Origin of the sequence: Tistrella sp. (assembly GCF_002684955.1) — a bacterium.
Lineage (GTDB): Bacteria > Pseudomonadota > Alphaproteobacteria > Tistrellales > Tistrellaceae > Tistrella > Tistrella mobilis.
The window spans coordinates 1-12058 of record NZ_NYWI01000059.1; the positions used below are offsets into that span (position 1 = coordinate 1).

Genomic DNA, 12058 nt, shown 5'->3' on the forward strand with positions numbered 1-12058 from the left:
CCGATCGCCGGGCCCGGGGGGTGGCCACCCCCCGGGCCCGCTTTCATTATGCACGGCTTCGTCCAACAGGCGGGGATCCAGGTTTGCCGCCCCGTGGAGAACGCCGACAGACCGGCCACCGGCCGCGAAGACGGAGGCGTCGAAAGGGCCATGGTCGCAAACGGTCATCGATCATTCCTGTAGAAGCCTACCTGGATCCCCGCCTTCGCGGGGATGACGGTGTTTAGTTTGTGCAGAGACGGTCGACGCTGGTGTCGGACAGCGGCGGTGGCGGTTGGACTGTACGGGCATGGCCGACGGTGGTGCCGAACAACGGCGCTGGCGGCTGGACGGTGCGGGAGCAGTCGACGGCGATGTCGGACGGTGCCGGCGCGGCGCGCCCCGGCCATCACTCCGCCACCCCCGCCTCTTCCGCCGCCGCCGCCCCGCTGGTGCGGGTCAGATCCGTCGTCCAGGCGGTGCCGTCCGGGGCGCCGGCGCCGCCGAAATCGGCGACATGGTGCAGGAAGACGTCCAGCAGCTCCGCCATATCCGTGGCGCCGCGGGCGACCAGGCCTGCGCGCACGGGCGCCGCCTGGCGGGCGACCACGGCCGAGGGGTAGTCGCGGGCCAGGCGCACCACCGCCTCGACATAGGCTTCGGTCGATCGGGCGAGTGCGGTGGCGAGGCCGGCGCGGCGGGCCTCCATCTCGGCCACCGCCGCTTCCGCCTCGGCCAGCATCGCCTTGGCACGGCTGCCCGACCCCGCCTGTTTGCGCATTTTTTCGAGCGTCGGCCGCGCCACCTCGTCCACCGCCCGGGCCACCGCCGCCAGCCGGAGCGCATCGCCCCGCACCCGATAGCCCGACAGCGCGCCCGCATTCATCACCGCGCGCAATGCCCGGTCGCGGGCGGCATTGCTTTCGGCCAGCACCTCGCGGATCTCGCGACCGAGCCCGGCCAGCTCCGCGCGCGCCGCCTCGTCGGGCAGGCCCACCGCCAGGGTTTCCAGCCGGGCGACCGGGTCGCCGCCGCCGCCGTCTTCGCCGCGGATCCGGGCCAGCATGGCATTGGCCTCGGACATCCGCTCCCAGGCGGCCGAAATCTCGCCCAGCCGTTCCTGCGAGGTGACGGCCGGCAGGCCGATCGCGAAACGCGCGCCGATGGTGCGGCCGATGGCGGGCCGGCCGGTCCGGGCATCGAAGGGCGGCAGCTCGCGGCGGTCGGCCGAGCCCAGCCGGTCGGCCGGGGGGGTGATGTCGCCGCCGCGCACCGCCAGCCCGCCGGCCTGGCCATGCGGCCGGCCGCGGCGGTTCAGGCGAAACGGTTCCTGCGTCAGTTCCGCGGCATTGCCCAGCATGTCGTGCAGCCCCAGCGGATCGGGTTTCAGCAGCCCCACCGGATGCAGCTTGCCGCCGGCCGACCGGCTGCCCTGGTGCCAGGCATAATCCGAGGGCGGCCCGTCCGGCATCGGTGCGTGGCGGGCCAGGAAGGTTTCGGTCGCAACCGCCGCCCCGCCGCGGGCGGCATATTCCCATTCCGCCTCGGTCGGCAGGCGCACGAAACCGGTCATGCCCGCCCGGCCGGGCAGGGCGTCGGGCGCCTCGGCCATCAGCCATTCGGTATAGCGCCGGCCCAGATCGACCGCGTCGAACCAGCTCATCTCCACCGCCGGCAGGCGGGTGCGGATGGTGGGTTTGGCGCAGTCGCCCAGAAGCGCGCGGCGCTGCGCCTCGGTCAGTTCGTATTTGGCCAGCAGGTAATAGCGCTCGCCCGGCCGGGCGGGATCGGTGAAGCCGCCGGCCACCGCCTCGATCCGCCGGCCGTCGATCGGCGACAGCGCCGCCCCGGCATCGCCCGCCTCCACCAGCACATCGTCCAGCGGCCCGTCGGCCGGGTGGGCCACGCGCCGGAACACCATCGATCCGCCGCAGGGCATGGGCAGCACCACATCGCCCGCGGCCGGCGCCGGGTTGAACATCTTTTCGGGCCACGGCTCCGCCGCATCAACCTGTCCTGCCGTCAGCACCAGGACGATTGCGGCCAGCCACCACCGTTCACCCATCCCGCAACCCCTCCGCCGGGGCGATCCCGGCCGCCCGCACCCCCGCCCAGCCGGCGGCGAGCAGGGCGGCCGCCAGCGTCACCGCCGCCCAGATCCCGAAATCTTCCGCACTCAGCCGCGCGATCCGCTCCCCCGGCGCCAGATCGCCGGCAAAGGCCCGGTCGAGTGCCGCGGCAAGCCCCAGATAGGCGAGCCCCGCCAGCGCCAGCGCACCCGCGGCAAAGGCCGCCGCCTGGGTCAGCGGCACCACCACCAGGGCGCGGGCCGGAAAGCCGATCAGCCGCAGCACCGCCAGATCGCGGCGCTTGCGCTCCACCTGCGCCCGCAGATTGGCGGCCAGCGCCACCAGGCAGCCGATCCCGGCCAGCCCCGCCACCATCCAGAACACCCGGCCCAGATTGCGGTCCAGCGCCTGCATCCGCCGGATCTCGGCACCATTGGTGCGCAGCTCCACCCCAAGCCGCCGGGCGGTATCGGCCGCCAGCCCCTCGACCTCGTAGATGCTCGACGCATAAAGCCGGAAGCGGGCATAGCGCCGCGGCCGGTCGGGCGGCGGGTCTCCGCGCCAGCCCAGCGCCGGCACCGCCAGCCCCTCGCGGAAATCCTCGGTCGCGGTCAGCAGGTCCAGATGCACCAGGGCGGCGGTTTCGGGCCGCACCGGCCCGTCGGTGATGCCGGTGACCGTCACCGGCAGCCGCGCCAGGTCGAACCGCCCGCCGCGCTGGCGGCTGACCTCGGCGATCAGCGCCGTGCCCGGCCCCGCCTGCAACGCCTCTGCCGCCGCCCGGCTCAACACGATCCGGTCGGGCGCCTCGGGCGCCGGCAGACTGCCCAGCATCGGATCCCCCTGCCCGGTCGGCTGGATCGCGAGGCCCGAAATGGAGGTACGTGCCTGGCGGTTGCGCAGCCGGGCCAGCCCCGCGGCGATCGCCCGGGTTTCGGGGGTCACGAAGGCCGTGCGCGGGTCGGCGGCCAGGGCCGCGATGTCGTCCGCGCCGAAACCGCCGCTCGCCACCGGCACGATCAGCCGGTTGGCGGGGTCGCGCACCAGCCGGTCGGCCATGGTGCCGATCACGCCTTCGCGCAGGCCGAACAGCACCAGCAGCGGCGCCAGCACCGCCGCCAGCGCCAGAATCTGGCAGAGCGACAGCCGCCGGTCGGCAACCATATCCTGAACGGCCAGACGCAAGGGTAGAGGGGGGCGCAGGCGCATCACGCGGCCTCCGTCCAGAACCGCGCCCGCACCACCGGCCCCTCGGTTCCGATCTCGTGGCGGATCATCGCACGCCCGGTCGCCGCCAGCCGCTGCCAGTCATGGCTGGCGATGATCGCGGTGGCGCCGGTGCGGTCCACCAGATCCAGCAGCAGGGCGAAAACCCGGTCGGCATTGGGCGGGTCCAGCGCCGCGGTCGGCTCGTCGGCCAGCAGCACCGCCGGGCGATGGGCCAGCGCGCGGGCGATCGCCACCCGCTGGCGTTCCCCCACCGACAGCGCCGCCGGCTTCACGTCCAGCCGATGGCTGATCCCCAGCCGCCCGGCCAGCGCCGCCAGATGATCGGCATCCAGGCGCCCCGCCAGTTCGGCCGGCAGGGCGATATTGGCCCGCACCGTCAGATAGGGCAGCAGCCCGCCGGTCTGGAGCACATAGCCGATCGCCCGGGCCCGCAGCCGCGCCAGCGCATCGCCCTGCCGCCGCGCCCAGAGATCCGCCAGATCCACCGCCGCGAACCGCATCACTGCCGCCCGGTCGGGCGCCAGACAACCGGCCAGCAGGTTGAGCAGCGTGCTCTTGCCCGACCCGCTCTCGCCCGCCAGCAGCAGCACCTGCCCGCGTTCCAGCCGCAGCTCCGGCACCTCCAGCTCATAGCCCGGCCGCGCCAGATGCAGGTCGCGGATGTCGTAGATCGGGCCGGTCACGGCAGCTTCGGCACGCAGGCAGGCCCGATCGGCGGTGGTGCCGACAGTGTCGGGGTGGCGGGTAGCGTCGGCGTTCCCGCAAAATCCAGCGGTCATGTCCGGCGCCCCCCTGCCCGCCTGCGCCCCACCCCCTCCACCGTCATCCCCGCGAAGGCGGGGATCCAGGTTTGTCGCCCTGCGGAGGACGGCGAAAAACCGGGCACCGGCCGGGAGGACGGGAGCGTCGGAAGGCTGACAGGGCTGCGGAGGCGAACGGTCATCGGTCATTCCTGTGGAGGCCTACCTGGATCCCCGCCTTCGCGGGGATGACGGTACTTCTTTTGTGCGGGCATGGTCGACGACGGTGCCGGACAGGGGCGGTGGTGGTCAGACGGCGCGGGCACGATCGACAGCGGTGCCCGACAGCGGCGGCGGTGGTCGGGCGGTGCGGACACGGTCGACAACGGTGCCGGACTGTGGCGATAGCGGTCAGACGGCGCGACCACGATCGACGGTGCCGGCCATGGCGGGCCGGCGGACAACGCCGACCGTTCCCGCGGAACCCGTCGCCCATGTCCGACACCACCCCCACCCGCTCGGCGCCACACCCCCCTCCACCGTCATCCCCGCGAAGGCGGGGATCCACCTTGGTCGCCCTGCGAAGAACGCCGACACGGCGGGATCCGGCCGGGATGACGCTGTTTTTTTGTGCCCGCATGATCGACCCTTACGGCAGGGCATCCAGCGCGATCGGGTAGACCGCCTCGCCGCCCGCGCGGTCGTCGTCGAGTGCGATCCAGAGGTCGGCGTCGTCGTGGATGGCCCGGTAGAGCCGGATCTTGGCCGCCAGGTCGTCGAGGAATTCGCGCTGCTGGCCGAAGCTCCAGGCCAGCCAGTCATCCTCGGTCAGCTCCAGCACCCGCGAGCGATAGGGCAGGCCTTCGAGATATTCTCCGATCAGCCCGGTATCGGCCAGGCGCCGCGCCTCTGCCCCCGCCACCCGGTCGGGCCGGCGGCTCATCGCGGCGGCGGCCCCCTGCAGGGCGCCGAAGAAATCGCCGGGCGCGATCCGCGTCGCCTCGCCGGCATCCAGGATCGCCCGAAGCGTCGCCTGCAGGTCGCTCAACTGGTTGCGGGTGATCAGCACCCGCACATCCAGCGCCTTGGAGGCCGGGTTGGCGAGGTCGCGATCGGCCACCCAGGCCTGGAACAGCTCCGGCGGCCGGCTGCCCTGCTGCGCGCCGGCCCAGGCCAGCCGCATCGCCTTGCCGACCAGCCCGGTGCGTTCCAGCGCCTCGGCCACGGGCGCCGGCGCGGGCGTCGTTTCCGCAGGCGCCAGATCCGGCCGCATGCCCTGGGCGATGGTGGTCGCCAGCCGGTCGACCACCGCCTCATAGGCCGCGACATCGCCCCCCGCCACCGGGAAATACAGCGACCCGATATTGGGATAGTCGGTCAGGTCGCGATAGGCGGCCGCGGCGCGGGCGTGATCTTCCGCCCCGGCCGGGGTTTCCAGATGCACGGCGGCGATCGCGGTGCGGTTGGCGCGCGCCAGCAGGCGCAGCTGTTCGGTGCCGAGCCCCGAGGCGCCGCCGTCTTGGGCCCCGGTCCGCGGGCTCGCATCGGTGATCAGCACCACGAAGCGGCCTTCGGCATCGCCCCAGTTCACGCCCTCGATCGCGGTGCGCAGGCCCGCATAGGCATCCTCGCGGAAATCGCGGTTGGAGACCTGCGACGCTTCCAGCCGGCCGAGTGCGGTCAGGAAATCCGCCTGCTCCGGGTCCGCCACCGGTTCGGCGAAGACCTTCGAGACATAGCCGTCGGGGCTGCCGTCTTCCATCACGTCGCGGAAGCCGACCAGGCCGAAGCGCGGCGCGGCGGGCCCGAATTCCTTGACCAGCCGGTCGCGCACCCCGGTCATCACCCGTTCGGCCGCCCGGATATAGCGGTCGAACGAGATGCTGGTATCGACCACGAACACCACCCCGGTGCGGTAGCCTTCCGCGACGGCATCGGGCTCTGGTGCCGCTTCAGGCGCCGTCTCGGGCGCCTCCGCCCCCTCCGAGGTCGCCGCCACATTCAGCGCCAGCGCCTGGAAGCCGTCGGGGAACCAGACCTCCTGCCAGTCCAGGATCGGCAGCAGATAGAACTGCCGCGAGATGTCGACATGGGCGGGTGGTTCGGCCGCGATCACCGGCGCGTCGGGGGCGAGCGTGCCGGTCTGGATCGCGGTCAGGGTGTCGCGGGCGAAGGCGCCGGCATCCTCTTCCTCCACGATCCGACGCAGATCTTCCCCATCCTTAAAGAACAACGCACGGTTGCGGTTGACCCGGTCGGTGAAGGCCACCACCAGGTTCTGCTTCCAGTCGATCACCGTTCCGGCCGGCACCCAGCCGACCGGCGCCGAGCGGCCGCCGCGGCCGACCTCCACCCAGTCCTCGCCGCCCGCCGTCTCGCGCCCATAGACGAAGAGCAGGCTGAGCGGCGGAATCGCGGCCACCCCTTCGGGCGCGGCGTCGCCGGGCCGCGCCACCGGCACGGCCCCCGGCCGGGTCAGCACCCGCTGTTCCAGGGTCGATTTCCCCGCCATCAGCAGGGGCCGCCGCTCGGGCGCGGATTGCGCCAGGCCAATGACAGGCAGCAACGCCAGGGCCGTGGCAATGGTCAGCGTCTTCAACATCACCCCTGGCCTCCGCTACCCGCCGTTGCGTCCAAGGCATCGAACAGGCTCTGCGCCTCGCCATCGCCCAGCCTGGCCGCCTTGGCATAAAACGCCCGCGCCCGCTCGACATCGGGCGATTTGAAGGGTGAGGGCTCGCCCGGCGCCAGGCGCGGATCATAGAACCGGCCGATCGCCCGCGCCGCCGGGGCGCTGCCCTCGGCCGCCGCGCGTTCCCACACCACCAGCGCGGTATCCAGATCGCCGCGGTCATAGAAGGACCGGCCGGCCTCGTACATCTCCGCCGCCGGCAGCTTCGCGATTCGCGGCAGATCGGCCACCGTCCAGCCGGGCGCCGCCTCCATCGGCGTTTCATCCATCCGGGGCATGACCACGCTCACCGCCCCGTCGGAGGCCTGCATCCGGTGGCTGAAGCCGAAGCCGATCGCCAGCACCAGCCCGATGGCGGCCGCCCCCACCGCCGCCAGCGTCCGAAGGCTCCAGCCCTCGCGCCGCACGGGTTCCGGCGGCAAGGCCGCGGCATCCCCGCCGATCAGCGCCCGCATCGCATGCGGCCGGTCCAGCGGGTCGGGGGCGAGCAGCCGGGCGACATCGCCGCGCAGTTCCTCCGGCAGGGCCGACAGATCCGGCACCCGGCGCCGTGCCTCCACCGCGGCATGCAGGGTGCGGCCCATGTCGAGCGGCCGCCCGGCCGCCGATGCCGCCAGCACCAGCCCCAGGCTGTAGATGTCGGTGCGCTCGTCGACCGCGCCCCCGAACAGCCCCGCCTGTTCAGGAGAGGCCCAGGCGAGCTTGCCGGCGAAAGCATCGCCGAAAATCGTGCGATGATCGGCGCGGGCCAGCTTGGCGATGCCGAAATCGATGATCTTGGCCCGGTCCAGATCGCCGCCGGCCAGCAGCACATTGTCGGGCGCCAGATCCCGGTGGCAGATCCCCGCCTCATGCGCCACGGCAAGCCCGGCGGCCAGCCGGTCGCGCAGTCGCCGCACCTCGTCGGGCGTCAGCGGTTTCTGGCGGATCCGGTCGGCCAGCGACGGCCCGTCGACGAATTCCATCACCAGATGCAGCCGGCCGGTCTCGTCGCGGAACAGTCCGTCATAGCCGACCACCGCATCATGGCGGATGCGGCGCAGCGCCTCGGCCTCACGCAGAAACAGGGTCACCACGCCCTCATTGCCCATCAGCTCGGGCAGGATCACCTTGATCGCGTGTTCCGTGCCCTGGTCGACATGGGTGGCGCGCAGAATCTCGCCCATGCCGCCGCGGGCGATCACCCCGGTCACTCGCCAGGTGTTCAGCAGCACCCGGCCCACCGGGTCGGGCAGCTGCGGCACCACGAGGGCCGCATCATCAGGGGTACCGGCTGCCGCATGCGGCAGGGCCCCGGCCAGAATCGTGCGATCGTCGTTCTCAACCATGGGGACGGCTCCAGGGCGTCAGGGTCACGTCCTCGATCGCGTCGCAGGCAAGCGCCACGGCGGCGATGTTGTCGGGGGCGTTGCGCGACAGCGCCAATGTCTTCAGGGTCTGCACCGCGCGGGGTGCGGGGAAATTGGCGATGACATCGGCGATCTCGCCATCGCCCACGCAGCGCGCGATGCCGTCGGTGCACAGCAGGAAACGGTCGCCGGGCAGCACCGCCGCCGCCTCCATCTCCAGCGCCAGATCGCCGAAGGCGCCGACCGCGCGGGTGATGATGTTGGCGGCCGGGTGGTCGCGGGCCTGATCTTCGGTGATCACGCCGCGGTCGATCAGCTCCTGGACATGGGAATGATCGCGGGTGATCTGCCAGAGCTGGCGGTCGCGCAGCAGGTAAAGCCGGCTGTCCCCCGCCCAGAGGCAGACGAAGCGGCCGCCATGGATCATAAGCACCACGACCGTGCTGCCGATCATCTCGCGATCGCCCAGCGCCCGGCCCTCGGCCCTGAGTTCGCCATGCACCTCTGCCAGCGCCCGGCGCACATCGCCCAGAAGCTCGGCGCCCGATGCCGGCACGGGGATGGCGTCCAGACGTTCCATGATCATGCCGCTCGCCCGGTCGCCGCGGGCATGGCCGCCCATGCCGTCGGCCACCGCCCAAAGCCCGATATCGCGCCGGTCCAGAAAGGCATCCTCGTTATGGCGCCGCACCCGGCCGGCATCGGTCATGCCGGCCGATCGCAGCATCATCGCCGCCCTCATGGCGCGCCTCCCCTCAGGATCTCGTGCCAGAGCCGCGGCTCGGGCAGGTCGGGCGCGAAGACGAAGCGGCCGGGCAAAGGGCCAGCCTCGCCGCGCCGCGGCAGGGTCCAGAACTGCACGGGGCCGGCGGTGCCCGGCGGCTCGGCGCGATGGGCCAGGGCCGCGAAGGCCGGGCCCAGATCGCCCGGCCGGTCCAGGCGCACCGCCACCACCCCGCCATCCAGGCTCTGCCCGGCACCCCGGGCGTAGTGGTCGGCGATGATCGGCCCCTCCAGCTCCAGCAGCGCCCGTTCCCAGCGGTCGGGGTCGACATCGGGGTCCAGCGCCGCCAGCGCCAGATCCTCCACCCGCGCGAACCAGTCGGCCGCGGCCGAGGCCAGCCCCGGCGGCGGCGGCATCTCGTCCAGCCGGGCGGCGATGGTCAGCGGATAATACCGCCCCACCCGATCGACGCTGGCCATCAGCACCCCTGCTGCCGCCTGCCGGCCGCAGATCCCCGGCGGCAGCACGAAGCGCCAGACGGGGGCCTGGAGGTAAAGCGCCAGCCAGGCATCGGGCAGGTCGTCGCGCACCCGGGCAAGCCCCGCGCGCACCCAGCCGTCCCAGGGTTCGACGAAGCCGTCATCCAGCCGGCGGCGGACGAAATCGCCCAGCCAGGGCAGCTTGCCGCACACGCCCGGCGGCGTGGCGGATCTCAGAAGCGCCGCGGACATGAGAACGACCTCAGATCGTCGAGAGAGAAGGGGTTGAGCACCGATCCGGCGCGCACCTCGAAGCGCGCGGCATTCTGCCCGGCCCTGAAGGTCACCTCGAAACGGTCGCTGGCGATCTGGCGCACCTCCGACCGGTCGATCAGCCGGAACAGCGCCCAGGGACCGGTCAGGCTGGTGCCGCCCGCCGGGGTGCCGTCCGTGCCGATGAAGGTGACGCGCACCTGCTGCGGCCCGTTGCCCGGCCAGCGCAGCGGGATCGGCCGCACCGGCCCGTGATCATAGGCGGCGGTCTGGCCGTTCACCTCCACCACCACCCGGGCGGCGGATGGCGTCAGCGACACCGGCACCAGGTCGAAGCCGATATCGGGCACGGTGCCGCCGCCGGGGAAGAAGGCATCGCGGATCCGCGCCGCCTCGCGGAAATCGGCCAGCACGGCATTGGGGATGCCCAGATCGGCATTGTTGATCTTCCGCCAGCTCCAGCGCCGGCCGCCGGTCTCCACATAGGGCGCCAGCTCCTTGCGGAAAAAGCCGTCCAGAATGCCGCCGCCGGCAAAGATCCGCGCGAAATCATCCAGCTTCACATCCTGCCGGCTGCCGCGATCGAAGGGGTAGCGGCCGGCGAGCGCCGTGCGGCACAGATCGCGGCCGTCCAGCGCCCAGGCCTCGTTCAGCCGCGCCCTGGTATCGCCGATGGTGCGGGTCGAGGCGCGCTCGGCGATGGTCTCGGCCCAGCCGCGCATGACATCCGGCGCGCGCCCCGCATCCAGCGACAGCTGCTGCGCCAGCCCGGCCAGCTCCGCCTCGGCCGCAGCCCCGCCGCCGGGGCCGTCCACAGCCATGCGGCCGCGGCTCATCGCCCGGTAAAGCTGGCCCAGATCGTCGACGATCGCATCCACCGGCGCCTGTCCGCCGGGGCCGGCGGTCACGAAGCCGTCCAGCTCCTTGAACCGCTCTTCGACATAGGCGCCGGGGAGTTCCTGCGCCCCGCCGCCGCGGCCACCCGCCAGCGCATCCGATGCGGCATCGCGCAGCAGCAGGCTGGCGATCCGGCCGCTGAAGCCGAACTGGCGCTGCATCCGGCTCTCGGCTTCAAGCCCCACGGCATCGCCCGCGCGCTCGCTGCCCGAGGGCCGACCCTGCCCATCGGCCTCCCCGGCACCGGCATCGCCGCGCGGGGTCGCCAGCCGGGTTTCGTCGGCCACCGCCTTCAGCAGCGTCACCATCGGCGATCGCGGCGAGGACAGCACGTTCAGGCTTTCCACCGCATGGGTGTCGCTCTGAAAGGTCGCCAGATCGATATCGGCGATCAGCCCGTTCCAGATCCCGACATAGTCGTCGTAATAGAGCTGCAGCGTGTCGCGGGCAAGCTTCGCCACCTCTTCATCGGTCAGCGCGCGGGTCTTCTCGCTCAGCACCCAGCCCTCGTCGGCGGTGGCGCGCACCTCCGCTTCCAGCGCCGGCAGAAAGGTGTTGTGGAAGCCGTCATAGGTATAGATACCGGGAATGCCTTCCGACAGCCGCTTGCCCGAGCGGCGGACCAGCACCCGCGCCGCCTGCGGCCCGGCATGGTCGACCGGCGTCCAGGCCGGCAGGGCGGTTGCGGCCGGGCTTTCGACCAGCCGGGCATAGACCCGTTCGGCCAGAGGCTGAGAGGCCAGAAGCGTGCGCACCTGTTCGACCAGCGCACCATCCAGCGGCACCGAGGCGATCGGCCGGTCCAACAGCGCCGCCAGATGGTCCTGAAGTGCTGCACGCAGTGGCGCATTCTCTTCGCCCGGCCAGCGGTTCTGCCAGTCCAGCGCCATCCAGGCGCCGATCACCTCGGGTTCGATCGGCCCCTGCGCGCCCAGCATCAGATAGACCTTGAGCGCGGTGTAAGACACATCCGACGGCGAGGCGGCTGCGCGCAGCTGGTTCTCCAGGCGCACAAGCAGCCGCGGCAGGAACAACCGGTTCAGCGCCCGGTGATAGGCCGACACCGTGCCCTGCGACAGGGTCGGCGCCTGGTCCAGCCCGAAGCCGCGATCGATCGGGGTCTCAAGCCCCGCCTCGGCCTCGGCCGCGCCGGTCGGCACGTCGCGCAACCGGTCCAGAACGGGCGAAAGCTCCGCCAGATCGTCATCGGCCACCGCCGTTTCGGCAAAGGGTGTCACCGCCCCGCGATAGTCCTCGATGCCGGCCGCGGCCTCGTCGATCAGCCGGCTGTTGCCGAAGTACGAGACCGTCCAGGCGGCAACGCAGGCAATGGCGACCACGGCGGCGGTCGCAAAACCGGCATGGCGGATCAGCCGCCGGCGCCGGGCCACCGCGGGATCGGTGGCCACCACGCCGGCTTCGGCAAACACCACCCGGTTCAGCAGATCGGCCAGGAAAAACGCCCGGCCGCGGCCGGTCATCGGCGGCTGGGTGGCACGATCCAGGCCGAAGGACCGGGCCATGGCACCGGTCAGCCGGTCGAAGGGCGTGCCTTCCTGGGTGCCGCTGGTCAGATACACGCCGCGCAGCAGCGGCCGTTCCGCCAGCCGGGTCGGCTGGAACACC

General features: G+C 72.4%; 8 protein-coding genes. All 8 read right to left on the minus strand.

Annotated features, from left to right (window positions below; genetic code table 11):
• Window positions 1-388: 388 nt before the first annotated feature.
• Complete coding sequence (locus tag CMO28_RS18520) at window positions 389-2044, minus strand: formylglycine-generating enzyme family protein (protein WP_296715753.1); 1656 nt, start codon at window positions 2042-2044, stop codon at window positions 389-391.
• A complete protein-coding gene (locus CMO28_RS18525) occupies window positions 2037-3257 on the minus strand; it encodes an FtsX-like permease family protein (RefSeq protein ID WP_296715754.1) in 1221 nt (406 codons plus the stop codon). Before CMO28_RS18525 ends, CMO28_RS18520 begins: the two co-directional genes overlap by 8 nt.
• The gene (locus CMO28_RS18530) at window positions 3257-4057 is read right to left on the minus strand and encodes an ABC transporter ATP-binding protein (protein WP_296715755.1); all 801 of its coding nucleotides are present in this window, start codon (window positions 4055-4057) and stop codon (window positions 3257-3259) included. The genes CMO28_RS18525 and CMO28_RS18530 overlap by 1 nt, the downstream gene beginning before the upstream one ends.
• A 610-nt stretch (window positions 4058-4667) precedes the next feature.
• Window positions 4668-6620, minus strand: coding sequence for a vWA domain-containing protein (locus CMO28_RS18535; protein ID WP_296715756.1), 1953 nt, complete (start codon window positions 6618-6620; stop codon window positions 4668-4670).
• Window positions 6620-8038: a serine/threonine-protein kinase gene (locus CMO28_RS18540; RefSeq protein ID WP_296715757.1), complete on the minus strand. Its 1419-nt coding sequence runs from the start codon at window positions 8036-8038 to the stop codon at window positions 6620-6622. The genes CMO28_RS18535 and CMO28_RS18540 overlap by 1 nt, the downstream gene beginning before the upstream one ends.
• Entirely contained in the window at window positions 8031-8801 is a 771-nt protein-coding gene (locus CMO28_RS18545) for a PP2C family protein-serine/threonine phosphatase (protein WP_014747155.1), read from the minus strand. Before CMO28_RS18545 ends, CMO28_RS18540 begins: the two co-directional genes overlap by 8 nt.
• Window positions 8798-9514, minus strand: coding sequence for a type VI secretion system-associated protein TagF (tagF, locus tag CMO28_RS18550; RefSeq protein WP_296715758.1), 717 nt, complete (start codon window positions 9512-9514; stop codon window positions 8798-8800). The genes CMO28_RS18545 and tagF overlap by 4 nt, the downstream gene beginning before the upstream one ends.
• A partial coding sequence (tssM, locus tag CMO28_RS18555) for a type VI secretion system membrane subunit TssM (protein WP_296715759.1) occupies window positions 9496-12058 on the minus strand: 2563 nt, incomplete at its 5' end. The genes tssM and tagF, both read right to left, overlap by 19 nt.